Source organism: uncultured Vagococcus sp., assembly GCF_963518325.1.
Taxonomy (GTDB): Bacteria; Bacillota; Bacilli; order Lactobacillales; family Vagococcaceae; genus Vagococcus_D.
In genome coordinates, this window is sequence record NZ_CAUQJB010000011.1 from 87373 (window position 1) to 113514 (window position 26142).

The following is a 26142-nucleotide window of genomic DNA, read 5'->3' on the forward strand; positions in this document are numbered from 1 at the left end:
CAAAAAACCATTCGAACCAAATTCGAATGGTTTTTTATAGCAACTCCCTTAACTTATGGTGATACTCATCAATTTGTATTGGGGAGATAGGCATAGCACTTTCAGGTAATTTTTTAAGTCTGTCGATAAACCAATCTGCCACTGCATTAAATTCATAAACGGACATCTTGTACTTCAATGAATTCACAAGCAAAAAAGCTTGTTGATACTCGCCAGTCTCTAAGTGTTTATTTAACAATTCTTCACGAGAGATTGTTTCGCCATCATTGACTTGTATTTCTCCAAGATCAATGGCGCTCAGTTCTTTTTTGAGAACCATGCCGATACCTGATCCCACTGCCTTAAATTGTCTCATAAGCCAATCTTGTTCCATTTTGCCACCCCTTATTAACTTCCTTATCCCTCTATCCTAACACAAATCATCCCTTATATATAATCGGACCTTAGCCTTAACTTTCTATTAATCGACCTTCACGTTTGAGATAGTGGTAAAAAAAGAGTATCCCTCACCTTGTTAAGTCGGTACCTTCCTTTAGTCGGGCAAGAATTTCATGGACAACATCAATCAACGGGCGATTTTGATTATCGATTTTCTGACTCAAAGGGATGCTTTCAAAAAAAGACAGGATCTCATGAACCTTTGACATTCCCCACTCAAATGTGCCATCCTTTCGCTTTGCCAATCGCTCAGCTATCATTTTTTTGTCAACTTCTAGCTGAAAATGACGAACATCAATCTGACTTTCCTTTAATCCACTTATGATTTCAGTGAAATAATCTACCTTGTACAACGCCATCGGTACAATAATAGTTCCAGAAAATTCCTTATCCATCTTTTTCAACAAGTCCAAATTCCATTGTCGCCATTCAGGATAATCTTGAAAGTCAGCTACTCCCATAGTACACTCTGTGATTATCTCTGACATCCTTTATCTTTGAGGGGTTAGCATATTAACCTTCTTAAGCAATTGCATTCCATTAGCTGAACTCGTATAATGAAAGTGATTTCTGAAATGACATCAAAACAAAATTGTTTTTGAAAGGATGACTCACTTGAAATATGCACTATTAACCGATTGGCACGTCCATACTGCTGGTTTTTTAAGTAAAATACCTAATGACCAGTGTTTATATGTCTGGGACTCCAAGGAAGAACGTGGCTTAGCTGCCTCACAAAAATACGGTGGAAAATATGAAAGAGACTTGGAAAAAGTTCTTTCTGACCCAGAAGTTGACGGAGTCATTATCGAAGCTGCCACTACCACTCACAAAGAATTAATTTTAGCCGCAATCGCTCACGGCAAACATATCTTTGTTGATAAACCCATGAGCACTACCAAAGAAGATGCTCTGGCGATTAAAGCGGCCTTAGATGCCAGCGATTGCCGTTTTGTTTTATCTTTAGAATCCTTAATTTCCGGCAGTTACCGCTTTGCCAAAGAAGAAATAGACAAGGGGACGATTGGGGCTGTGGTCTCTGTTTACTTCCGTCGCGCCCATGCTGGTGTCCTTCAGAATTGGTTACCTGACTATTGGTATGATGTTAATCAGACTGGTGGCGGGGTCACCCTTGATTTGGGCTGTCACGGTTTAGCACTTCTACCGTACCTCTGTGGAAAACCCACAACCATTAAAGCAATTATGACTGAAATTGGTGGCAAAGGGATTGATGATAATTCGACTACTATGATGGAATTTGAGAATAAAGCCATTGGAACTGCTTACACCTCATTCGTGACAACGACTAGTGACAATTACTTGGAAATCATTGGTCAAAAAGGCTCGATTGTTATCTTGGGCTCACCTGGATCCAAGTCTGGTGAAACGATCATGATTCAATCCGACCATGACAAAACTTATGAAACAAAAACAACCATCGACGGTGCCACTTTAGCACCTTATCCTTATCCAATTGAAGTCTTTTCAGACTTAATCGATCATCCTGAACTTCCGGATAATCAAGAATATGGAATTGACGTAGCTGTCGAACTAAGCCATATTATCGAACAAGCTTACCTCAGTGGGAAAGCGACTGGCTAGAAAGATAAAAAGTGTTGGGACATATAGTCATTTTGTTTCCTCCTTGAACAACTCGTCGCAGATAAACACATGCTCCCAGCTATTGGCTGTTTCGATTGCTCGGATGTTGAGAAATTTCCAAGCCTTCACGACTTTGTCCTTTATCTCTAATGAATAAATTAGTAAGAATAACGGTTGCAATTAGAGACAAGGGACATCGTTGGAACGCATCTATCACACAATGTTCGTGATAATAGAAGAGGGTGGGACTGATATCCCACCCTCTTCTATTAATTTATTTTAAACGACCTGACAGCCACAAATGGCACGATTGTCATTAGCAAAGCGATTGCCGCTTCAACAATCAATGTTGCGTAATCAACTTAAGAGCCATCCAAAATGGAACTTAGACTGATTCCGAAGCCTCTGAACTTCGCGAGTTATATAACCTATCCAAATAAATAAAAGATATGATAGGTATATCCCCAACATGCCCCCATCTATGGCTACGCTTAATGCCCGATTAGCCAAAAGAAAAGCCACCAGTAGCAAACTAATCGTTACCCTATACCTCACAGGAGTGCTCAGTTTTCTCTCGTTTTTCATCCTACCATCTCCTCACAGATAGTACACCTTATTCAAACGATCTGTTGGCTTACAAGATAGTCATCTTCTAAACTACCAATTGAGATCCTTAAATGGATAGCTCTTATATTAAACCACTTTTATCAGATAAAGCACTCTTGTGAACAAAGTAACTTAGAAGGTACAATAGGGTTAACTAACCCTCTATCTATCGACAAAGGAGCAAACTCAGAATGAAACTCAATAAAAAAATTGTCGCAGTCTCTCATTGCATTCTCAATCAAGATGTGGTCATTGATGACTGGGAACGCGCCCGAGGTGCTTTCCCAATCGCCACTTACTTATTAACAGCCGGTATCTCTTTTCTACAATTGCCCTGTCCTGAATTTTTGGAATTGGGCCTGAAACGACCACCACTAACTTATGAACACTATCAATCGATTGAAGGTTACCGTCAACGTTGTCAAACCATGCTTCAGCCCATTATCAAGCAACTGATCAGTTATCGCGACAATCAATACGACTATCTTGGCATTATAGGTGTTAATGACAGTCCTAATTGTTCGATTTCAGGTCAACGTGGAATCTTAATGGAAGAATTTTTCAGTCTTTGTCAGGAGCATCAACTGAATCAGTCGTTCATGGAAATTCCTCTTTGGTACAGTGAAGATTATCAAGGAGATATGACGACTTTAATCGAAATTTTTTTACAAGGAGATAATACTAATGCGCCATTATAACATCAGAATATTAACCTTTTGTGCCATAGCAGTCGTATTAAATGTCGTACTTGGCTCCACCGTTTCAGCTTTAAAAATCCCACTGCTTTTTTTAGACACCATCGGAACAATACTGATTGCCTCAACCTTTGGCTTGTCCTATGGCATACTGACAGGCGTTACGACTAACTTGCTGATGGGACTCCTAACAGGCCCACTGGCCATTCCTTTTGCCTTGGTCAATGTGGCTGTGGCAATTGTCGTGTCCTTAATTGCAAAAGGTGAGCTCACCTACAAAAAAGCTATTCTGACTGGTTTATTATTAGCCTTTATCGCCCCCATGATTGGAGCTCCTATCAGATTGGCTTTGTTTGGTGGCTTTACTGGATCAGGGACCGACGTCGTCATTATGGCCTTACGAGCTTCAGGTAAAGAAATGATCACCTCAGCTTATTGGGGAGCTGTCGCTGGTAATCTTGTGGATAAAGTTATTTCCTGTTTGCTAGTCGCTTGGCTTGTGACTCTTCCCCAAATAAAAAAAACGCTGTCACTCAGTCGCTAATCAGCTAAAAAAGCGCCAAAAGACCTTAGTTCCCGTCTCGAATTTCAAGAAGTGACTGGAACAATCGACTTTTGACGCTTTTTTATCCCCTTAATAACCCCTAAAAAGCCTTCCTAACTCCAAAGGAATTAGCAAGGAAGACCAGTACCTATTCTTCTATTCTCTTCAAATACTTGTGAACCGTCCCTACTGAGACTTCACAAATCGCTGCTACTTCACGAATACTTTTTCCCTGATTATTGTAAAGAAAATCTATTTTATCCACAACCGTGTGTTGAATGGATGGGCGACCAATCACTATGCCTTCGCGCCTCACTCTGGCTAAAGATTCTTTCGTACAAATCGAGCGAATTTCCTTCTCCTGACGAGAAATTGTCAAGAGTATTCTGATATAATCTCGCTCCGTCACCGTCGGTATGTGACCTTTGTCAAGAAAACGAACTGCCGCACATTTTTCAAACACTTTCTCCATAATAGGCAGTAACTGAGAAATTTGTAATCGCAATTCTATCAGACTTTGAAAAATTAATTCCTCTTCATAATATTCGTCAATAAACTCCATAACATTTTGACTAATCATTTTTCTTGAATCAGCGTAGACAAGCTTGTCGCACATTTCTACCATTTCTGGTTTTGCATTTAGTCCTCTAATAAAGCCTATTTTCATCTGACTTGACCTCTCCTACTATCATTTTTTTGCTATATTCAGCCTTTTGATTTCTGAATTTCCAATATTTTTGTCGCAAAGACAGACCAGTCACGAGCTCTTGGCGGTTCTAGCCACACAACGGCTTCGATCTCCAAAGCACCATCTCCTGGATACCTATCTGTTAAAATCAGCATTGTTCGATCGCTTAAATAACTTTCGATCACGATGTTTAAGGACGTTAACACCGACATATTTTTGATGATGTAGTCGTTATATAGTTTACCTAATGAAAAATCCACGTATATATATATGGGAGCTGAAAACAACTCTGGTGGGATAACAGTGATCAATAATAATAAATAGTGATAAAAAACAAAGCCCCCTGACTCCCAAATCCCCTTTCCATCTGGATGTTTCTGGGATTCTAAAATAAAGTGACGCGTAAATTGAAAAAACCTTCCATACGTATCTTCAAAGTAACTAACATCGATTCGCTCTTCGATTATCTGACTGCGTTGTGGTAAATAGACCACTTGAAAATGGATGATATCAAGTTCCCGGTATAGTCTCTCAACTTCAATTTTGGTGATATCTAACTTTAATTTAGAGACCACTTCTCCCACAAAATACTGAGAACGTTGATGTATGGCCTTGTCTTTTCGCATTTTTTCAAAGAGTTGCTGATTCCCATAACCATTCCTTAATAACTCTGAATAAATCAAGGTCAACTCAGCTTGCAAATTCGCCTCTTTATTGTCACCAAATTTGAATACTTGAGAGCATGAGGTCATCATTGGAAAAAAGAAATGAATGTGCTCCTGACTCACTTCGTTGACGATAGTTTGAGATGAATTCTTTAGACGACTTTGACTGATACATAATTGGTGCATTAGCTCCGTTTTGACTTTCTCGGAAAATCGTGTTCCAAAAATAGCTTCTAATTGTTTAATTTGTTCAGTCGCTTTTGTTCGAAACCCTTGATATAGGTTAAAATTTCCCTTGTATATTTTAGTAAATAATAAAGTCAACAAATTTCGAATGTCCCGCTCTTTACCAGAAAACTGAAACTGCTTAGTAATCGTCACGCCAAATCGTTTCAGTGCACTTCGCCGATGTTTTAATTCACGGTAAATAATCGGATAACTAATGAAATGGTTAATGGCGTAGTCATTAACTGACACAAACTGATTCAAAAAGATCGACTCAATGATCCCGAAAATATGGGATTGTCCCAAATAACATTCTTCCAAATAATCAGATGTCGCCAGAAAGCTTTCTTCTAGAATTATTTCATCATCCTTTGTATAAATATGAAAGACTTCGCCAAGTTTAAATTGGTCAAAATCGTAATTCAATTCCTGAATTGTTTTCGTTAAGAGATAGTCAGACATCTCCAACTTATCCATCATGACCTTGGCCCGCTCTGAAAGTGAAGGACTTTCTTCTAGTATCCTGAAAAAATGAAGTTTTCTAACTGTATTTTTATCAAGTAGTATTTCGAGCACGTAAATCCCTCTCCTCCTTTAATAGGTTCCCTGGCGGCCAAAGATTAACCGACCCGACATGACGTAACAAATTCGTGACAGTTCACTGCTGATTTCCTGATCATCGCCACTAACATCTGGTGGAATTGTTAAAGCTTGATTAAAGAAAGTGTCTGTTACAAACTTCTTTTGATACTCTCTGTGAGTGACTGGCACTAATTTGGGAACATTCAAACCCAACCGTTCCCATTCAGTCACTAACTCGCGATTAAACTCTCCTTTAGAGACTAATGGATCAGTTGTTACGACTGATTCACCTACTTCTAGCTCTTTAGGGTGATTAGCTGTGACTTGCTCAATTGGGATTCCGGCCTTGTCTTCTGGTTCCAACTTATCTTCTGATTGGGTTAAGGGCTCAACAGTTTCTGGGGCCTTCTCCAATCGATCGATTGGCTCAATCTCCATTTTAGGATTCAGCGGGTCCAAGATTGGACTAGTTGCCAAAACTGTTTCGGCGGTTAACACTTGTCCCCCCAAAAGCCCTGCTAAAAAGACGGTTGAGGTTATCACACCTAAAAAATAAGGATTTTTCATTTTAACACCTCCAATAGTTCCTACAGTTTCATCACAACCCAAGTTAAAACTATTATGATTATGAACACAGCGACGATTAACCAACCAAAATTCCTCATAACTAATCGAGAGTTCGAAGTTATTTTTTGACCTTCCTGAATAACCGCCATTTTTTGTTTACCCTCTTCCGTTTCTCCATCCTTTAACACACCTTTAACAACTAATCGCTGACTGGTTAAAGTTGGTCGATCACAGGTAATTAACGTTATCTCTCCCTCTTCCCGATTGTCCATTACCGAAATGTCTGTTGCTTCGACTGTCTTAATTGACATAATTTCATAGTGATACACCTGATTGCCGTAGGACATAAAGATTGCTTCCCCTTGCTGGACTGCCATTAACGGGCCAAAAAGCAAACTCTCGTTCCACAAATGATGACTGATGAAGACCCTGTTTTCGTTCGGGGTGCGTTCAGGAAACATTGCAACGGCTCCCAACAAGAGATTTTCGTTGATTAAGGTTGGAAAAATCGGGACATCGATGTCAACACTAGGAATAATAATCTGACCAATACTGACTTCTGGCTGATGGCGATACAATGCCAGGGTCTCACTTAAGCTTGGAGGTTGAATCACCACATTCCCTTGACTGACCTCATTGGTTGGCACAGATTGAGTCTGTTGAATATGGACACTCTCGATTCGATAAGACAATAATGCCCTCTTTACAAAAGGGGCAAGCAAGAAAACCACCCCCGCAAAGAATAAGATAATAATCAAACTCTTTAAGTATCGCTCTTGCCTTGTTTCTGATTGCCGGTTCATTTTCTTATTTTCTTTCGTTTCTTCTTGGCTTTTTCAGCTTTTTCTTTTTCCTTATCTCGCTTCCGCTTAATTAAGAAAAAAATCAAGCCTGCCACAATCAGTAATAATAGCATACCGATCACTATGTATAACCAGGTATAGTCTTTTACAATGGAGACATCTGCTTCATTTAATTTTTTAGCTTCAGCGCTTGTAATGGTAAACTCTTTTTCAAATTCCCAACGTTGATTGAAGCTCACTTTTTCCCCAGCAGCATTCTTACTTTCGTAACTGCCGTCTTCATCCTTGTCACCAAAGGCAACAATCTTAATGGTGTATTCCCCTGCCTCCAATGGCTTACCGTTTAAAGGAACATAGTAATTAAAATTGGAATTAGGAGCCATCTGCATTGCCTCGGTTTCTGACGTATACAACACATCCGTACGGTTCTTTTTTCTAATTTCCGCCGTCACTTTTAACTGATTTAAATAGGTCGCCACTGGGTTTTGTAAATTGGCTTGAATAATATTACGGGCATTTGACTGAGCTGCCCCTACTTCATTCAGAGCTAAATCTGGAGTCAGGGGTTCTTCATTTTGACGGACCAATAAAGCTAGAACATAAGAGTATTTATTTTTAATCGCCATGCCCGTTTCCTCATTACCCGTTTTCGAACTAACAGTTTCTTTATCTTTTTCCTTAAAAGTAATGCCACCTGCGATGATCCCTGTAACGGCTTCCTTTGGCATCGTCACATGAACTTTAACAGATACTTCTTTTCCAGCTGGCACAGTGGTTTCTGGTTCGGCCTTTGCTAAATCAGCCATGTTAAAAACCAATGTCTTGTCTACTTTAGTTCCATTTGGCCCATATTCAACCACACCATTTGAATTTGTCGTGGCACTGCTAATAATCGTTTCCACCACGATGTCTTCTCTTGTATCGTTTCGCAGTTTAACCGTCAGATCTTGTTCTGCTCCTTGATTCATCTTCAAATCAAAATAGGTTTTATTTTTATCCAGCTGGTTCTCTGGAATTTCTGGCACAACTGCAAAATTAAATTCCGACGCCATTATTTTTTGGGGAATCATCATGAGAAACATGACCAGTCCCATCATTACTATATTTCTTTTTTTCATAAGCCCTCTTCCTTAATCAAACATCAGAAACAAGCTGGGAAACGCCCAGCTTTTTCTAATGTTTATTAGCTTTAGTTAATCGTTATTTGGCACATCTGTTAAGGCCCAAGTAAAGCTAGCAGAATAGACTTCTGCATACTTGGTTGTTGAGCCTGGTACTTCAAGACTGATGCTGGTTTTAGCCGTTGCTACATCACTACCCCAACGTGTTAAATAAGTACCTGCTCCTTGAGCTTCACCAGCCGCCATTACTTTATGAGCTGTCCCGTCTGTTTTTAAGGTGTTGGTGGCAATGACTTCTGGAACAGCTGAAGCTGAAGCCGTAGAAATTTCTCCGTTAGCCAAGGTAACCGCTGCGCCTGTTAGAACTTTACCAGTCGTCGAGGTGAATTGTTCGTCTTGTTTAACGGTTAACGTCCACCCTGCTTCTGTTCCTCGATTATCCGTGACCTGAACAAAGTTTGGACCTTCTTGTTCTGCTCCATCTTTATCTTTGAATTTTTGTGAAGCTGCTTTATACGTTTCTGTTGTTGACGTAATCTTCTGAATGCCAAAGTCTAAGCTTGATGCAAAATCGATACTCAAAGGACCATTAGTACCTGGATTTGGCCCTTCTGGATCAATCGGGTCAATAGGATCGATTGGTTCAGTTGGATCAATTGGATCCACCGGATTGGTTGGATCGGTATTTGGTGTAAACTGAATACGACCATTTGAGCCATAAATTCCACCGTCTACTGCTAAAACACTGGCTGTTGCAAGCGTTAAACTTCCTAATACCACAAGACTTGATAAAGTGACCATTTTACTTAATTTCATTTTATATTCTCCTTTTAGTTAGCGTCATAAGACTTTTAGTTTGCTGGTACGTCAGTTAATGTCCAAACCAAATTGGTTTGATACTTAACTGCATCTTTTGGCGTTGATCCTGGTACTTCTAATGAGACATCTTTTGTTACTGCAACCTCTACTGTTTCACCTTCACTGTTAACCTCTGAGACCGTCTCCACAGTTCCCCAAGAATTAACCCATGTGCCAGCCCCTGTTAAGTTGGCCGCTGACATAACCAAGCTTTCCGTTCCATCAGGATTCAGCACAATCTCATCGTTTTCTCTTGGTGCCGTAGCAGATGAATTACTCGCCACTGAGGCATTTTTTAACGTGATTTTGGCACCAGTTAAGACATTATTCAACGTCGCAGTGGTAGCCGAAAACTGACTTTCTTGCTTCACTTTTAAGGTCCAACCGGCATTGGTTCCACGATTATCTGAGACTTGAACATAATTAGCCGTTGGATCAATGTCTGTATAAGTTTGAGCTCTGGCAAAGTACGTTTGATTCGTATTGGCAATTTTATTGACCCCAAAATCCAAGCTTGAAGCAAAATCGATACTCAAAGGACCATCTGTTCCAGGATTTGGTCCTTCTGGATCAACTGGGTCAATTGGATTAACAGGGACTTCTGGATCGGGATCGGTTGGATCAACTGGATTCGTTGGATCTGTGTTAGGTACAAATTGAACGCCTCCTTTTGAACCGTAGATACCTCCTTCGGCACTAACGACTTGCGCTCCTACTGCTACTAATGCAATGGCTGATAATGTGATTAATTTTGTTGTTTTCATTTTTATGCTCCCCTATTCTTTGTTAGTTTTCTGGTGTTGAACTTAATACCCATGTCATCGTAGTGCGATATTCTTTCGCACGCTTAACCGTACTACCTGGCACTGAAAGTTCAACTCCTGTTTTACCTTCTTCAGCATTATTTCCTAAACGATAAATCCACGTACCTGCACCTTGATTTACGGCTGCATCGACTAAAACTGTTTCTTCTCCTGTGGTTTTCAAAGCCACTGCTGATTGGACCTCACCTGGAATCAAGGTTGCATCCGATGCTAGATTTGATGTAACTGCCCCTTTTCGAAGCGTAATTTGCGCCCCTGTAAGTAACTCATCATCTGCCGTAGTGAATTGACCATTTTGTTTAACGCTTAATTTCCAGCCTTCCAAAGTACCTCGTTTATCGGTAACTTGGACATAATTAGGTCCTGTCCCACCGTCGGTAAACTCTTGAATGTCCGCGTAATACACCTTATTAAGTGTGGAAATCACTTGCTCACCAAAAGCGTAACTCGACGCAAAGTCGATACTTAAAGGACCTGCCGTACCTGGGTTGGGACCTTCTGGATCCGTCGGATCAATCGGCGAAACCGGCACTTCTGGGTCTGGATCAGTTGGGTCAATTGGCAAGGTAATACTAGTATCTGGTGTAAAATTAATCACACCGTTCGTGTCATATGTTGCCGCTGTCACTCCTATTGCTCCAGCCAAACTACTTAAAATCGCTACTGCTGCTAAACTCCCCAAACTCTTTTTCATTTTATAGCCTTCTTTCATGTTGTTTTTTTAAACTTAAGTATATTCCTAGCCCAATCATCAGAAATCCCGAACTACCCGATAACCAATAAGATTGATCACCGGTTTGTGGCAATAAGGTAATCACTTTGCCATCTGCAGTCTGAAGAGCTGCTGGCTTTGAGGCTCCTTCTTTGCCCGAAGTCTCAGGAAGAGGTTTCTCCTCTTCTTTTGGGTATTCATAAACACCATAAAAACCCGTTGATGATTTACTTTCATAGTTCTTTGTCTCTGCATTACTTCTGGACCCACCTATTAGACAGGTTCCCAGAAGCATCACGGTCATTAATTTTTTCCACATGATTCTAACCCTCCGTCTCCCTACTAATCATTGGCTGGTCCATCAACTAAACTCCAGCTTAAGGTCCCTGAGAACTGACCTGCTTTTTGTTCCTTCACAGGCACTCTTAACTTAATGCCCTTTTCACCTTCCTTCCAAGATTCCGTCACATTATATGTGCCATTACTTGTTAAGGTGTGAGTGTCAATTAACAGATTATTTTCCGTAATAAGCTGTTCCCCCTCACTGATGAAACTCATTCGATGAGCTAAGCTTTGGCTGCCATTGGTTAAAGGCGTTTCTTCTTTCAACATTAACTGCCAAGCTTGTTTTTCTGTCCCCCGGGTATCCTTTATCACTAAATCCCCGACAATCGTTGGCCAATATGTTTTTTCACGATTTGTAATAATTTGTTCACCAAAGTTAAAAGTTGTAGGTACTTCATTAATTTCCAGAATCCCAGTAATTTTAACTTCAATGTCTTTCACTACTACTTCTTCAGCTAATGAATAAGAGTAAGCAATCTTAACGATTTTTAATAACTCTGCTTCAGTCGCTTCTTTAATTGACGTAAATGTTTGGGGATCCGACTGAGCTGCCTCAGTTGTCCCGTCAGCCAAAATAGCCAAAGGTGTCGTAATCTCTGCTTCTAGCTGGGCTTGATTCTCTAAGCTATTGGCCTGGGCTAAATTCATCGTGCCATCTTGCGCATAAACCCCTAATTGACGTGAATCAGCAATTACTGTTTGATCCTTTACTACCACGACTTTCACTGTTTTTTGCCCCTGATTCTCAGGAACCGTCCCGGCCCGATAAGTAACTGCTATCGCCCGCAACAATTCCCCTTCTAAAGGTTGACGTATCTCTGCCAACATGGCTTCCGTGATATCTGTTTCTAAAAATGGTCGCCCAGCACCTTTCGTATATGTTGCCAGTTCGGCTGCATTGTCGATTAAAGCTGCTTCTGATTCTGAGATAATCACATTTCGAGCAGAAACCTCCACTTTATTGGAGTATTGGACGTTTACAGAATAACTGTAAGTCCCTGCAGGTGATTTCCAGGTAACAGGATCAGATGTCGTTTGTTCAGGTATCAAGGTATCATTTAAACTGACATTGGTCGAAGTTACTTGGGTCTGATACAACCAGGAACCAGTTACTGCTGTTTCTGGTGTAAAGGTCAACGTCGGTAATAAGGCTTCATCAGAAGGGATAACCAAACGACCTTGTTGAACTTTTTTACCTGCTACTTCTGTTCCCCAGACCTTTAACGGAATAGGTGTATTATCTTCTAGAACACTTGCTACATCATGCATGATATCACCAGTACCGTCCTTAATAGGAGCAACTACCTTGTAATCAATGACCGATCCAGGGATCATAATGCCATAACCATTGGCTGCTCCACTGACATCGTTATCACCAATAAAGGTTTTCCCAGTTGCTTTCTCACGTCCCATAAAATTAAAAGGCGTTAGTTTACTAGCATTTTGAACTGTCGGATTAATGGTCAGAACTTGAAAGGCTTGCCGTTCACCAAACCAAGTTCCCTTGGCGTTTACTTTTGAGGTTTCAGTTGTGGTATTTTTAATCCAAGTCAAACGGTCATTGTTTTGATCAACAAAGGCCACGTCACTGATATTGATAATACCTGTCCCTTGACCTGACTCAATGGTCCCTTCATCTTCAACCGTCAGTTTTCCTGCCGAGATAAAGTTAGTCGCATTAGCCACACCTAAACCTGACCCTTCCATTAAGTGAATGTCACCAAATTCATTGTAAGTCGCCCCGTGATTAGCCGCTGTCGCATTAAGACCGTTACGAATATTACCACCATTGGCGGTTAAAGTCGTGCCATTTTTTATGGTCATCTTGGTAAAGTTATTAATACCAATCCCCGCTACCATAATCGGTTCTTTCTGATTAGGATAGTCACTTTCGCCAGCTTTTCCTGATACATTGGCGCCAAAGTTAAAAGTTGAAGCCGTTGGAGGCATAGCGGCAGCACTGTTGCGAGCGACTGTGTTATTAATCACATCACTGGCATTTCCACCAGAAATCCCACCAATCGATTTGACTCGCTGAACATTTAAGTTAACATCTCGTAACAATTTATTTGAAGCCACATTGTTGTATTGTGTCGCATACAAATTACCAATCGTTGATCCTGGAGCATCAATATTAATGTTAACGTGCCCGGATTTCGTATTGCCAGCTGCTCCGCCGTCGCCATAAATATCTGCGCCATTCAAAACATCCCCTGAGCTTTCATCAGCAAAAATAGTCAGATTCATCGTATTGCTAGCATCTGTTCCCAGATAGGTATTGACATTATAAGGTTTCCCTGCCGAGATAAAGGTTCCTGAAGGAAATTTAAAGGTTCCCTGATAGTTCCTTAAGTCGATAGTCAAATTGGAATTACCTGTCAGTGTTCCCCACTGTGTAATCCCAGCTGAGAAACCACTATTTCCCGTTCGTGGTAGCCCTGAAAAATCGCCACCATATACATACATATGAGAATCACCATCAATAGTGTGTGCGCTATTGTCACCGTAGGAAGCTCCCATGGACGCATTAATCACACCACCGTGAACATCCACATTAGCATTTCCAACAACTTTCAAACTTGTCCAGCCGCCTCCTGATAAAAACCAGTCGACCTGACCATCATTGACAACCGCTTTGGTTTCACCGTAAATACGACGGTCATAATAACCAGCGCCTTCCAGGGTATCGACAAACCCACCATTCAAGGTAATGTTAGTATTCCCTTGCGTCACACCAGAAAAACCAGCGCCATAAGTCCAACGGGCAATCGTATTGTTAAGGACCACATTCGTATTTCCCTGAATAAAGACATCAGATGACCAGCCCGTAATCGAACCACCGCCACCAACAATATCAAATTGAGCCGCATTGTTTATCGCAAAGGAGCTTCGGTTAGCCGCTGCATAATCTAAGCCCTCATTCATAGCCTTTGTTAAAGTCGCTGTAGCTATTGAATCACCATCATAAGCAAAGCCTTCACCACCTGTTCGACCGTCCTCACGAAGAATCCCCATGGTGACATAAGTATTGCCTTGCAGATACCCCCCCCAGCCAAATCCTTTGGTAAAGCCTAAATCATCGCCACCAGCACTGACGGCTCCACCTAAAATATCCGTATAAATATCACCGTAAACTTTAAACTTTGCCCCCGCCTCGGCTAAGGCATTTCGTTCTTCCCTAGTCATGACATCATAGATATCTAAATTGTTTGAACCATTAAGGGCATGAGTTAAGCGGGTTACATTTCTTCCACCAGCACCATTGATTTGACCAATTGATCCTCTGTTATAAGTCCCTGCTCGAATTGAATTTCGAATGGCCCCATTAATCGTTCCTTCACGGCTATTAGCCCCATTAAAATAAATAGTTCCCGTCGTAAATTGACTGGTATCTATATGATTAATGATGGCATTTGACGTAGTTACTGAACCAATATTGCCAAAAGCTGAGCCGCCATAATAATCACGCCAGGTTCCTGTCCAACCACCATATCCTTTTATTGTGTTCGAAATACTTCCGGAAATATCACCGTAATTAACACCACCAAAATAACTGGCAATTCGCATGTTGCTCGAAGTAGTCTCACTAATAATTGACGATGTCACATTTCCCATTACGTTAGCCGAGTTAGCAACTGCAGTCCCTTCACCGCCTCCATAAAAGTTAGTAATGGCTCCCGACACATTTTTGACTTCTGTCGTAACATTTCCGTTAATTGAGCCAATCCGAGAACCTCCGGCAATCGTATTAAGTGGTCCCATTGTGTTGTTGATTCTCAGAGTCGTATTTCCAGTGATTGTACCACCATTTTGATTACCACCATAAAAACTCCAAGTACCAGTTCCTGTGGTGTTCACCTCAATCGTTGGTGAAGCAGTTAAATCCCCTGTGTCTGTTCCACCATATACGGCAACCCCATTACCTGAAGCCCCTCCATTTAAACTGAGGTTGTTCCCCCCCATATAGATGGTATTGCCCTGATAAACTAGATTTCGAATGATCAGATTCGTTCCGAAATAAATACCACTAGTGGATAAATTAACGGTTCTGACATTAGCTGGTGTTGTTGTGTTCATATTGATGGGGTCTGTCGCAGCACCTGTTAAAGTGATGGTCCCGACTTTTCCTTGGAGTGCATAAAAGGTCGCATTTGTGGCATTAACATCTGCCGGTATGACTTTCGCCACAGTTCCAGCCATCAGCGATAAATTGGCCCCAAAATAAATCGTAAAATCTCTTCCCTCACCATTGTGATACATTTCCGATAAGGCCACTTTCAAGTTGGTATCATTCGCCGCGTATTCCTTGTAAGGATCACTCCCTGTTGGGGAAGGGATAACAATCGTTTTTGTTGTATCCGCATTTTTAATGACATCCGCAATAGACTCGTTCAGGACTCGACCTTTAGCCAAAGCTGCTTCCTTTTTAACCACTGCTGTCACGATTAAATCACTTGTCAACGTTTGAAGCTTTAACTCTTGCTCACTAAGCAACTTGTCGTTTAACTCCCAACCTGCGAACGTTTCATCACTGTTTACAACTAAACTTGGTATATCTAAAGTTATGATCTCATCGTCCAAATAACCTTCTAACTCACTAACAGACTCACCATTGGTAAACTTGTGGTTAGCGGCTGCTTTAAAGGTTACCTTGACACGTTCTTTTGACATTTGGTCCTCTGAACTGACTACTGCAGGAGGTTGATCAGCTTCTGTGTATACCTTAGGTAAAAAATCAGTTGGCAACTTTAAGGCCTTTGAGTCTTTACTTGCTGAGTCCGATGTCTTTGTTTCAGCCACAGCTGTTGTAGCAGTAGTAATTGTCGTTAACCCAATAAACCCAACCATCAATAGATTAAGTAGTTTTCTCTTTTTCAATTTTTGGTCTCCTTTCTTTTACTTTTTCTTTTGCGATAAAATCGCTCAGATCTATTTGATTCATTCGGGAGGTAAAGCCACTTTGTTGCTGAATTTAAAGCGTTTTTTCATATAACTGAATTACTGAACATCCTTCTCTTAAACACCAAGTGCTAGTTATCAGCCTCTGATATAAACCAATCGCTCGTTAATCCCTCTATTATTAGTCCCCGAACAAATTAATGATAGCCTATTATTGAACAGATATTTTTAATGTTTTTTACAAATTTCAAAAAAAAATGTAAATGACAATCACTGTCAACAAACTTTCTTAACAACTAGTGAACTCACCCATAACACATACAAATAACGCTCGTCATTTCAAAATGATCGATTGTTGAACCTGTCCAACCACCTCTATTATCAACGGCCTCCTTCCTACTAAATCGATCACCTTACTATTTATTTAATCTTTTTTTCGAACAAACTCTTATGAAATCAGAACTCCTGTTTAATCGAACACGTCCATCATTATGGGATAAATCGAACAAGATTGTTGAATTATGCTTTTGCTAAAGCATATTAAGTAACAACCAAAAACTAGACTTTTTTTTGAGGTCAGCTTTCATTTACATTATGGCAAATCAAATCAACTTTTTCTACTTTCCTTCGTTTTTTTCTATAAAAGGTATCTTAAAAACAATAACAAATCCCTATCTAACAATATTCCTTAAATAAAAAAGCACGCCGTTCAAAAAAGGACAACTTATTTATCGTGTTATTTTCATTCAAAAAAAAAACTAATAAAACAATAAAAGAGATTGGTTTACTATTTAGAACTGGCTTAAAACAACTGATATAGCAACTAGGACAACGTGCCAAAACATGATCAAAAAACTTATTAATTGACTTGCCTAAAACCAAGTTATATAATTCCTCCAAGAAAGGAGTGTTTATGCATGAGAAAAGAAAAAATAAAATTTTTACTTCAAGGAATTGTCTTATTGATTTTAGGTATGCTATTTATGTCTAATCCGATTCGACAAGGAGCACTATTTTTAATGATTCTTGGTATTTTATTTACGGTTATTGGTGTTGTAACTATTGTTGATGGTTTGTTCGTTACAAAAGGAATTAAATACAAAGTTTTACGTAGTTTAGAGGGGCTTTTGGTGGCTGCCTTTGGCTTGATTTTCTTTTTACGAAATCCAGTTAGTGGAGCTGCTCTAGTCATTAATTTTGTGGTTATTATGATGATTATCTTAGCAATAACTAATACTATTGCTGTTTTCAAATCACCTAGCGGTTTAAAATGGTTAGCTATCGCTCTTAATATTTTAGTCATTTGGTTTGGCTTTCAATCCTTATTCGACCCACAGCTTGCCGTGGCAATCTTTTATTGGACGGTCTCTTTTCAGTTGATTTTCACAGGAATAAATCATATTATGATGTATTTCCTAGTTTCTGACATAGATAATTAACAAAAAAACCTGGAAAACAGAGGTCTGTTTTCCAGGTTTTTTTGCATTTAATAGACACCTTTAATGACGAAATATGAGCCTCTAATCACCCCTGCCAGAGCAGATTTCTGGCGAGCAAATTTAAATTTGCCTTCAAATTCTTTGGGAATTTCCATGCCTTCCGCTAATTTAAAGCCCACAGCTCTTTTCCCATCCTCTTCTAGGCTATACATAACATTGATAGCTAAACCATTCTCAAAAAAAACATAAGCAAACTTCGTGCCATCCACAACAAAACTAGTAACCTCCAAAGGTTTATAAGGAAAACGTAACTCCCGCTCTTCCAATATTTTTTCAATCCACTTAAAGGTTTCAGGATCTTCATTAGCAGGAACCGTTATATATTCGTGCTTAAACTTATTCCAAAAATAACGAGCTTCATGAGCACGCAATCCAGCTAAGGTTTCAGCTACTGGTGAACTCTCCAATCCGACCATCGACACCTCTTTAAAATCAACTTTATAAGACATAAATATACCTCCCGTTCTTTTGTTTATGGAAACTAATTATAACAGACTAGCATAAAATTCAATAATAAGACGATTAACTCCTTATCTTGTTCATAAAAGGAGAATAATCTATCACTCTCTGTTTGATATAAACGCATGATTTATTACAAAAAAACTCAAAAATCATTGCCATAATCCTTCTTTGCCTTTATACTGATGTAACTACACTAATAGTCAAATTGCTAAAGAAAAGAGGCCCTCACATGAATTCTGAATCAATCTTGATTGACTTATTATCGAAAAAAAAGACCATTAGCTGCCATTATTATAAGAGCTATGCCCGAATGCTTGGACTGATCACCTTTGTAGCTGGCAGTTCTGCACTATTCTTTTTTGTTGTGGCTAGTTTCATCTATCGCTACTTTTATCAACAAACCTACGATGGGATTACGCGCCAACGTTTAACGACACTTTTCAATTTTTCGAAAGGTATTGGGCTCTTTATCTGCCTTGGCTTATTGTTAGTGGTGATGATTATCACCGCTAACATGATGTTTCAATCCGCTAACTTTCCACGATGGTTGAAAAAAGAATCAAAGAGACTCTTAGACGTAGCCGTTAGTGGTCAAAATCCTGAATACTATTTTCTCTCTCGCAACAACCAGATGTTTATGATAAAAAAAATAGACAGTCAACTAGTGGCAACTTCACTGAGCTATCAGTTAAGAATCGGCCAAAGAATTGCCCCTTTAGGTCTGCGATTTACAACATTATTTATTTTAAACAGCGAACCGGTTACAGTCCCAACTAATCCAACTACTATTTCCACCTGGAATAAGTCCCTTTTACAGGCTTTTTCATTAGTGATTGTCCTTGGATTAGTAGGCTCCACTGTTTTTATGGCACAAACACCGAGTCAGCAGGAACTTGCGGAGGAATTTGACTATGTCAGTGAACCAAAAAATAGGACCACTTCTGATTTAGAAAATAAAGACGGCCTGGTCTGCCAAAAAGGGGGACCCCCAACTCATGCCATCGATGAAACGAATCACTTGCTTCTTGAAGAAAACGAGCTTTACATGACCACTGATTCCGGAGCAACTTGGAAGTTCGTCCCTATTAAAGCCGACTGGCTGAGAGCCGGGGACTATACTTTAACAAGCGGAACTATTCCTTTAGGCTTTTGGATGGATAAAACCTACGACATAGGACCTGATTTTTCCTGGTTTATTTACTCCTCGGATTCAGCTGGTCAAAGCGTCTATCTACTGACGTCTCTTGATAAGGGGCGAACTTGGCAAAAAAATCTAATCGACAATCGTTTAGGTCCCGTTCGTTATCGTAAAGCAACCTTTTTTGATGACGGTAGTGGTGTGGCGATCTTCTCAACTACTTCCATTAGCTCTGAAGAATTTGTCCGAGTGTTTACGACAGCCAATTATGGCAAAAACTGGTGCGAGAGTGGTGGTACATTAATCAATCAACCCGTTCAGAATACTAGCTACCTTTCCCCATCAATGGGTTTCTTGGCGACTCGAAATGACTTATATTATACCCATAACGCTGGAGGGAGCTTTAAAAAAGCCATTATCACCATTCCCGATGAGTATGCTACTAATGGTCTGGATATTTTCCAATCACCGAATGAAATCACTGCTGTAAGTTCAACTAAACTTGAAGCTAAGTTTAATTTGGTGAAACCTAGCGGTGTCGATCGTCATAAAATAGTTGCCTGCTTATTTCAATCTTTGAATGGCGGAGAAAGTTGGTGTTTCGTTAAACAGCTTTCTCCGATTGAACTTAACGATTAAACAAAAACCTAAATCCTCGCTTTGGGGTTCTAGGTTTTTATTTGATAACTTTGAAACTATCGCCTTTCCCTTATTAATTTGACATATAGTCTAATTAGACTATAATAAATAAAGACGAAGGTCTAATTAGACTCTCAAATAGAAGCCCCTCAGAAAGAAGGAAGTAAAATGGTACACTCATTTTTAATGTTAGGACAATCAAATATGGCAGGACGGGGGTTTCTCTCCGAGGTTCCTCCTATTTACAACGAGCGAATCCAAATGCTACGAAACGGCCATTGGCAAATGATGACAGAGCCTATCAATTATGATCGCCCCGTAGCTGGCGTAAGTCTAGCTTCTTCATTTGCTGATGCTTGGTGTGACAGCCAAGAAGGTACCATCGGCTTAATACCTTGTGCCGAGGGCGGCAGTCCCATAGATGACTGGCAACCTGACGGTTTACTCTTTAAACACGCCATCGCTCAAGCCAACTTCGCCATGGAAAACAGCCAATTAACTGGTATTCTTTGGCATCAAGGTGAAAGCGACAGTATGTCTGGTGGCTCAACGGGTTATTATGATAAACTCTTAGTGATCATCGATGCCCTAAGAAATGAATTGAATGCTCCTAACTTACCATTAATTATTGGTGGATTAGGCGATTATTTAGGACAAACAGGCTTTGGTACAGGGTGCATAGATTATCAACAAATCAACGACGCTCTACAGCAATTCGCTTTTAAACAAGCCAATTGCTATTTTGTAACAGCTGCTGATCTAACTGCTAACCCTGATGGCATTCACCTTGACGCTATCTCACAGCGCCGTTTTGGCTTGCGCTATTTTGCTGCCTTTAATCAGCAACAGCATATTATGGAACCTTTAACGGATGAACTTAATGCGCTCAAGCTTTTGGCCAAGAGACCTCATACTCAAGGCGAAAAAATCTATTTAGCTAGTATGGATATGGCCATGGGTGAGATCAGCTACCCTGAATTTGAAGCAAAAATTGGTGCCTACCTAAAATAAATTGACCCCTTTAAGGAGGATGACACATGATACCCTTGATTATTCTAGGACTACTCAAGCAACAGCCAGACTCGTATGGTTACGAACTACTTTCACTAATGGAAGAACGCCACTATCAATATATTGTTAATTTCACTAAGGGGTCATTCTATTATAATTTACAACAATTAGAAGAAAAGAACTTCATCAAAAAAATTGACATCGTCAAGGATTCAAAAGACCGAGAAGCCCAACATTATCGTATGACCAATCTAGGTCAAACAGAATTTGAAAGGCTAATGGATAAATTCGGATCCAAATCTGAATATGTTAACTTGTCATTCTATGGAGCAATGCTCTTTGCAGACGACTATCAAAGAGATAAATTCCAACAGCTTATTCAAGAACAAATCAACGAAAGCAAAAAGAAAATCGCCCTGTTAAATTTTTCCATCGACCAAGATGAGCGTTTACCTGAGCATTTCCGAAAAATGCTAGAAAATTCCCGTTCTCATCATCAGGTTAATTTAGCTTGGTTTGAAGGGCTACTTGAGTAATTGTGCATCATGTTGTATCTACTAAGAATTTATTGGTGATTTCTGATCGTTCAAAGCTAAGGCCGAATATGTAATCTTAACTGACTATCACTTTGCTGAATATATTTCCCGATATCGTCATGCTAACCGTGATAGTCCAAAAAGAAAGCAACTATCCAGGATAGTTGCTTTCTTTTCATTTCGAGCCACCACTCTACTGAGATAAATAGGCAATCGCTTTTTTGTAAGTTTCGACCCGCTCGAAGTCGGCCAACCCAATTTCAGGAATTCGACTTAAATCAGAATTGTGTTTTAATTCAGCTAGTTTGACAATTCTGGCAAGCTGATTTTGCTTAATCAATGCCAAATACTCTTCTTCACCCATCCATGGTTTCTTCGTCAATACTTCTACTGCCTGAACAACGCTTTCTGGCAAACCACTTTTGCGCAAGTCGTCAATTTTATAGTTTGAGGTTTCAATAACGTCATGCAACAATGCTACCGCTTTTTCCTCTTCCGTGTCGACTTGGTTGGCAACGTAAATCGGGTGTTGAATGTACTCCATTCCCCCTTTGTCTACTTGCCCATAATGAGCCTTTTTAGCGATTCTCAAGGCCAACGTACATACCTCACTCATAGTTTCCCCCCCTTTAATCAATGAATTGTTAATAACGCTCCCAAGAATAAGTTAGTTTCATTTTTGATGAAAATAATCCCCAAAATAAGTACCACATCTTTTTAGCTCCCCTAATACTCGTTCAATACCGTATTGGCTCTGATACCAGTTGTCCTGACTAATGGTTTGGGTATCAGTCGGTACAATCATAAAGTCTGTTTCTGAGTAGGGCTAGGAATAGGTCATCAATGCCCTCCTAGCGTGAAATGCTTGGCAACAAATAATCGCCTTCTCAATATTTAAGTTCTTCAAATCTGTTATTTTTCTTGAGAAAAAAGCATTTTCATAAGTATTCGTTGCACGATTTTCTTTCAATATCGCTGTTTCTGGAACTCCGTTTTCCTTTAATACCTCTGAACAAAAATGCCAATCTGTTTCATAAACACCTGAATAGTGACATTCCCCTAATTTCTCATTAGGAAAACAAGTTAATTTACTAGAATATTTCCCTGATGGTAATAGTATCTTGGCTAATTTCTTTTGATAGATGTCACTGGCTGGCTCACTAACAGCTGCTTTTGAAGAGCCTTGAATAAAGATTATATCAGCTTGTTTTGGTGCATCTTTCACAAAAATAAATCTTGTTATATCCCAATTAATCTCAGTGGTTGCGTATTCATAACCTCTCTCCTATGCCACACAATTTCAACTATATTTGTTTACTGTTACAGGATATCATACTTATTCAAGTTATCACAACTAACTAAAAAGGTCTACCAGTATTTATAGCGTGCTAACGAGGTCAGCCGATAATATGATGCCAATTAGTCTAAATAGTACATCTTGAGTCGGGGAAATATCAAATAAAAAAGTATCAACATTTCTTTTTCATTAGATATGTCTATTTAGTAATTTACTAATACACCTCATTTCACTGACCTAAATACATTAAAAAAGTAGGATTTATTGTCTTTCGTTTTCAAAACCATGGGAAATGATTTTATACCTAACCAAGGATTATGCAACCTCGATAATAATCATTTGTGCGTTATTTAACTTTATTGCAATGAGAGATAATTGAGTATATAATCAAGTGGACAATTCATTTTATTTCTAACAAATAATCACTAAACGTTATTTTTTAGAACCAGATAAAGAAACTGAAGAGCAAAATAAACGGTTTAAACAAAACTAAGGAGGCAAAATCAGGTCGGATTATTATTATGAGAATTAGAGCTTTAAAGTCAAGAGAATTTTTTATCCCCCTTCGTTCAACAACGACCCTTTTATGTAAAAAGGGATTGTCTACCTTATTAGACTCATTCACTATTTTCAAAAAACGTTTTAAACTAATCATACAATTAAAAAGGAGAGTTCCATTGAAAAAAATAATATTAGGGGTTTTAGTAGTCGTAGGAATAAGTGCCTTAATACCTACAAAAAGCGAGGCAGCATTGGATTTACCTGTCCGTTCTATTTCAGGAACGATTTATCAAGATATTAACGAAAATGGCATTTTAGACATTAACCAACTAGAATTTGGCTTAAAAGGAGAATCCGTTTCGTTATTTAACTCATTGACACAAGCTAAGACTGGGGAGCAACCCGTTAAAACCGTCACGACAAATAGCTTAGGAGGATATGCCTTTACTTCTTTGAAACAAGGAGAATACTTCCTCAGATATAATAAATCAGTCGATAAATTTCGTGCAGTCACCAGCGAAAAATCAGCAGTCGATGGTTCTGGTACAAAATTGCCACATATCATTTCTGTTAAAGTTGATAACAAAAAGTTATCATTTATCGAAAATTTGCCATTGAGCCGCGTCACTAACCTATCAATCACCCCCTTCAATGACTATAATTGGAATGGTGCAAAAGAAGAAAGTGAAGAAATAATTCACGGCAAAACAATGATTGTCCTGGATATCAAGCGATTCGCATCCGCCTATTCTGAAGGTCGTTTAGGAACAATAGATGCGGGTTCGATTATTTCTGGCGCTTTGCTGAGCGGTGATGTTGATTTATTGGATGGCGTCTACTTGAGAACCTCTAAAGATGGTCAGTCTATTCAGATTCCTGACGCAACATCAGGAGCGTATCTAGTTGTTCGATCTCCCTTTAATTTGACGATTGGCGATATGTTAACAAATCAGGAAAAAATCAAAGCGATTATTACCATTATGCAAAATGGTGATATTGGCAGCTTATTAACTAATAATACCTTACTATCAACAGGAGATATCGACACTAACAATGATAATCAGTACTTGCAAAAATTGGCAACCGTCTTTTCACGTTTAGCAGAAGAAACTGATAAAATCAATGTTGAAAATGTATTAGGTTCAACAGGGGTTACCCTTACTACACAAGTAAGTACGCAATTCAAACAGTTGTCTGGATTACTCAATACACTTCCGGCCTTTCGTTTAGGTGTTGTTAGTTATTTTGGTGATGCATACGATATTACAGGCTTAAAAGTAAAAAAAACGCCTGAGTTTTTATTTGGAATACGTAATTTTGCCACAATTTCTGGCAATGTTTACCTTGATTTAGATAGTAATGGTGCTATGGGTAGTTTAGAACTTTCTGGGGCCGCCGCGAGTGTCTATGTCTATGATGAGAATGGCAATGAATTAGCAGCAAGCACCACAAGTTCGTCAGCTCGAAGCTATAAATTTTCAAATTTACCTTATGATACACCTCTTTACCTGACGATGGAAACAGAGCGACCGGTCTCACCACTTTTAAGCATAAACGAGGTACCAGAAGCACTGATCATTAAAAAAGTAATTGGTCACTATATTATCTCTAAAGAGTCAATCAATCCCGTCATAACACAGCATATTGGGGTGATGGGAAGTGTTCCAAGTTCCGTTAGTGCTATCTTACAAGAATTTAACCTCGAGACCGCTCAAGCCACATTATCACTAAAAAATACAGATAAGCTAAATACTACAACCATCTATTACACCTTTAATTCAACGAATGAATACACGATTAATTTAGGTCGTGCTCCATTATTCGGATCTGCAAAACCAGTTCTTTTAAGCTTAGAAGCAACTAATAAAACTGGGGAAAATAGCTTTAAGTCTTATTGGAAATCAGGCGTTTACAAAATCAATTTACAAGACATTGTTTTTTAATTTAACTAAATAGAGTAACGATCAACAGGCCAGACAGCTGATTACTTGTGATTAGTCGTCTGGTTCTTTCTAGTACCATTTACTCAGTTGATCAATGCTACCTATAAAAATTTAAGAATCAATGTTCTAAAAAAACGTCTAAAATTAATATTAATTCTTCAGTGTGCATCATTTCTATCTCATTTAAGTTTCGGATAATACATCTCATTCTTGACATTTGACTCACCTCCTATTTGTTTTAAATAGCGTCCATCGCGTATCTCCCATTTGCTAATTCTTTTACCTGCTTAGAGATACTAATGCGGATAAAATCAATCAGCTTTTAGGTATCACAAAGACAAGCAGTCAACACCAGATTATTATTGGTAATGACGTTAACTCTGTCTATAAAGCTCTCTTAAAATTAGCTGATTTCAATAAAGACTAAGATATCGTACCTAATCCTGACCGCAAAAACTCATATTTTTTCAACATTTTAGATGTTATTTCAAGACTCATGGCGCCAGTCATTCCTGCGAATGATTAAAGTACTTTTGACCATCTTGCCAATGATTTGTTGGTTAAGCGAAAGCAACCAAACTTATCAGTTCGTTTCTGTTATAGGGGATGGACCTTCTTTTTCATGCCTGTCCTGATTGCCATCTCGGCGGCTGAAAAATTCGAGACCAATGCCTATCTCTAAGTCAATAAATTGGCAAGAATAACGGCAGAGGCAAGGGACACTACATCTCGTTTCGATCTCATCAATGGCTAAACGCTTAAGCCTTAGCCATTGAAGGTCAAAGAGAGCAGACTTTTGGAGCACATCTATTGCACAATGTTCGTAAAAAACACAGACTCAGACAACCGTCAAAAAAGTGATCTTTTATTGACGGTTGATATTGATAAAATTCGATGAGAAGGGTATGATTTAACCACACCGATTGTTGGGCCATACATCAA

At 39.3% G+C, this 26142-nt stretch carries 24 protein-coding genes; 8 read left to right on the forward strand and 16 right to left on the reverse strand.

Annotation, left to right across the window (positions count from 1 at the left end):
* Positions 1 to 34: 34 nt before the first annotated feature.
* Positions 35 to 373: a hypothetical protein gene (locus RWN13_RS11140; RefSeq protein ID WP_314063379.1), complete on the reverse strand. Its 339-nt coding sequence runs from the start codon at positions 371 to 373 to the stop codon at positions 35 to 37.
* 133 nt (positions 374 to 506) lie between these two features.
* Complete coding sequence (locus tag RWN13_RS11145) at positions 507 to 899, reverse strand: tunicamycin resistance protein (RefSeq protein WP_314063381.1); 393 nt, start codon at positions 897 to 899, stop codon at positions 507 to 509.
* A 154-nt stretch (positions 900 to 1053) separates the two neighbouring features.
* Here RWN13_RS11145 and RWN13_RS11150 point away from each other — a divergent pair, with 154 nt between their 5' ends.
* The 3 genes from RWN13_RS11150 (at position 1054) to RWN13_RS11160 (ending at position 3885) form a co-directional block, all read left to right on the forward strand.
* Positions 1054 to 2040 carry a Gfo/Idh/MocA family oxidoreductase gene (locus RWN13_RS11150; RefSeq protein ID WP_314063384.1) on the forward strand — a complete coding sequence of 329 codons (987 nt, stop codon included), beginning with the start codon at positions 1054 to 1056 and terminating at the stop codon, positions 2038 to 2040.
* 797 nt (positions 2041 to 2837) lie between these two features.
* A complete protein-coding gene (locus tag RWN13_RS11155) occupies positions 2838 to 3344 on the forward strand; it encodes a CD3072 family TudS-related putative desulfidase (RefSeq protein ID WP_314063387.1) in 507 nt (168 codons plus the stop codon).
* The gene (locus tag RWN13_RS11160) at positions 3331 to 3885 is read left to right on the forward strand and encodes a CD3073 family putative ECF transporter S component (RefSeq protein WP_314063389.1); all 555 of its coding nucleotides are present in this window, start codon (positions 3331 to 3333) and stop codon (positions 3883 to 3885) included. The genes RWN13_RS11155 and RWN13_RS11160 overlap by 14 nt, the downstream gene beginning before the upstream one ends.
* Positions 3886 to 4033: 148 nt before the next feature.
* Here RWN13_RS11160 and RWN13_RS11165 read toward each other — a convergent pair whose 3' ends face one another.
* The 10 genes from RWN13_RS11165 to RWN13_RS11210 form a co-directional block, all read right to left on the reverse strand.
* Positions 4034 to 4552, reverse strand: coding sequence for a hypothetical protein (locus tag RWN13_RS11165; RefSeq protein ID WP_314063392.1), 519 nt, complete (start codon positions 4550 to 4552; stop codon positions 4034 to 4036).
* Between the two features lie 38 nt (positions 4553 to 4590).
* On the reverse strand, positions 4591 to 6039 hold the full coding sequence (locus RWN13_RS11170) for a helix-turn-helix domain-containing protein (RefSeq protein ID WP_314063394.1): 1449 nt from the start codon (positions 6037 to 6039) through the stop codon (positions 4591 to 4593).
* Between the two features lie 18 nt (positions 6040 to 6057).
* Positions 6058 to 6612 carry a hypothetical protein gene (locus tag RWN13_RS11175; RefSeq protein ID WP_314063396.1) on the reverse strand — a complete coding sequence of 185 codons (555 nt, stop codon included), beginning with the start codon at positions 6610 to 6612 and terminating at the stop codon, positions 6058 to 6060.
* 20 nt (positions 6613 to 6632) lie between these two features.
* Positions 6633 to 7415, reverse strand: coding sequence for a class A sortase (locus RWN13_RS11180; protein ID WP_314063399.1), 783 nt, complete (start codon positions 7413 to 7415; stop codon positions 6633 to 6635).
* Complete coding sequence (locus tag RWN13_RS11185; RefSeq protein ID WP_314063402.1) at positions 7412 to 8533, reverse strand: DUF916 and DUF3324 domain-containing protein; 1122 nt, start codon at positions 8531 to 8533, stop codon at positions 7412 to 7414. The genes RWN13_RS11180 and RWN13_RS11185 overlap by 4 nt, the downstream gene beginning before the upstream one ends.
* Positions 8534 to 8608: 75 nt before the next feature.
* A complete protein-coding gene (locus tag RWN13_RS11190) occupies positions 8609 to 9352 on the reverse strand; it encodes a WxL domain-containing protein (RefSeq protein WP_314063405.1) in 744 nt (247 codons plus the stop codon).
* 35 nt (positions 9353 to 9387) lie between these two features.
* Positions 9388 to 10158 carry a WxL domain-containing protein gene (locus RWN13_RS11195; RefSeq protein WP_314063408.1) on the reverse strand — a complete coding sequence of 257 codons (771 nt, stop codon included), beginning with the start codon at positions 10156 to 10158 and terminating at the stop codon, positions 9388 to 9390.
* Between the two features lie 22 nt (positions 10159 to 10180).
* A complete protein-coding gene (locus RWN13_RS11200) occupies positions 10181 to 10912 on the reverse strand; it encodes a WxL domain-containing protein (protein ID WP_314063411.1) in 732 nt (243 codons plus the stop codon).
* Position 10913: 1 nt separating this feature from the next.
* Positions 10914 to 11249 carry an LPXTG cell wall anchor domain-containing protein gene (locus tag RWN13_RS11205; protein WP_314063413.1) on the reverse strand — a complete coding sequence of 112 codons (336 nt, stop codon included), beginning with the start codon at positions 11247 to 11249 and terminating at the stop codon, positions 10914 to 10916.
* A 23-nt stretch (positions 11250 to 11272) separates the two neighbouring features.
* On the reverse strand, positions 11273 to 16153 hold the full coding sequence (locus RWN13_RS11210; RefSeq protein WP_314063416.1) for a hypothetical protein: 4881 nt from the start codon (positions 16151 to 16153) through the stop codon (positions 11273 to 11275).
* Positions 16154 to 17091: 938 nt separating this feature from the next.
* Here RWN13_RS11210 and RWN13_RS11215 point away from each other — a divergent pair.
* On the forward strand, positions 17092 to 17613 hold the full coding sequence (locus RWN13_RS11215) for a DUF308 domain-containing protein (RefSeq protein ID WP_314063419.1): 522 nt from the start codon (positions 17092 to 17094) through the stop codon (positions 17611 to 17613).
* Positions 17614 to 17660: 47 nt separating this feature from the next.
* Here the strand turns inward: RWN13_RS11215 and RWN13_RS11220 are convergent, their stop codons facing one another.
* Positions 17661 to 18122, reverse strand: a complete 462-nt coding sequence (locus tag RWN13_RS11220; protein WP_314063422.1) for a phage tail protein — start codon at positions 18120 to 18122, stop codon at positions 17661 to 17663.
* Positions 18123 to 18364: 242 nt separating this feature from the next.
* On the opposite strand from RWN13_RS11220, the gene RWN13_RS11225 reads away from it, so the two are divergent.
* From RWN13_RS11225 to RWN13_RS11235, 3 genes are all read left to right on the forward strand, one after another.
* Positions 18365 to 19912 carry a hypothetical protein gene (locus RWN13_RS11225; protein WP_314063425.1) on the forward strand — a complete coding sequence of 516 codons (1548 nt, stop codon included), beginning with the start codon at positions 18365 to 18367 and terminating at the stop codon, positions 19910 to 19912.
* A gap of 168 nt (positions 19913 to 20080) precedes the next feature.
* Positions 20081 to 20923 (forward strand): sialate O-acetylesterase, encoded by an 843-nt coding sequence (locus tag RWN13_RS11230; protein ID WP_314063428.1) that lies wholly within the window; start codon positions 20081 to 20083, stop codon positions 20921 to 20923.
* A gap of 26 nt (positions 20924 to 20949) precedes the next feature.
* Positions 20950 to 21459 carry a helix-turn-helix transcriptional regulator gene (locus RWN13_RS11235; protein ID WP_314063431.1) on the forward strand — a complete coding sequence of 170 codons (510 nt, stop codon included), beginning with the start codon at positions 20950 to 20952 and terminating at the stop codon, positions 21457 to 21459.
* A gap of 193 nt (positions 21460 to 21652) precedes the next feature.
* On the opposite strand, the gene RWN13_RS11240 is transcribed toward RWN13_RS11235, so the two are convergent.
* Genes RWN13_RS11240 through RWN13_RS11250 form a run of 3 tightly spaced genes read right to left on the reverse strand, consistent with a single transcriptional unit; the run spans position 21653 to position 22684 of the window.
* Complete coding sequence (locus RWN13_RS11240; protein WP_314063434.1) at positions 21653 to 22075, reverse strand: GTP pyrophosphokinase; 423 nt, start codon at positions 22073 to 22075, stop codon at positions 21653 to 21655.
* Positions 22076 to 22132: 57 nt separating this feature from the next.
* Positions 22133 to 22264, reverse strand: a complete 132-nt coding sequence (locus tag RWN13_RS11245; RefSeq protein WP_314063436.1) for a hypothetical protein — start codon at positions 22262 to 22264, stop codon at positions 22133 to 22135.
* A gap of 21 nt (positions 22265 to 22285) precedes the next feature.
* On the reverse strand, positions 22286 to 22684 hold the full coding sequence (locus RWN13_RS11250) for a YdcF family protein (protein WP_314063439.1): 399 nt from the start codon (positions 22682 to 22684) through the stop codon (positions 22286 to 22288).
* Between the two features lie 749 nt (positions 22685 to 23433).
* Between RWN13_RS11250 and RWN13_RS11255 the strand changes: the two genes are divergently transcribed.
* On the forward strand, positions 23434 to 25200 hold the full coding sequence (locus RWN13_RS11255) for an SdrD B-like domain-containing protein (RefSeq protein ID WP_314063442.1): 1767 nt from the start codon (positions 23434 to 23436) through the stop codon (positions 25198 to 25200).
* Positions 25201 to 26142 lie beyond the last annotated feature (942 nt).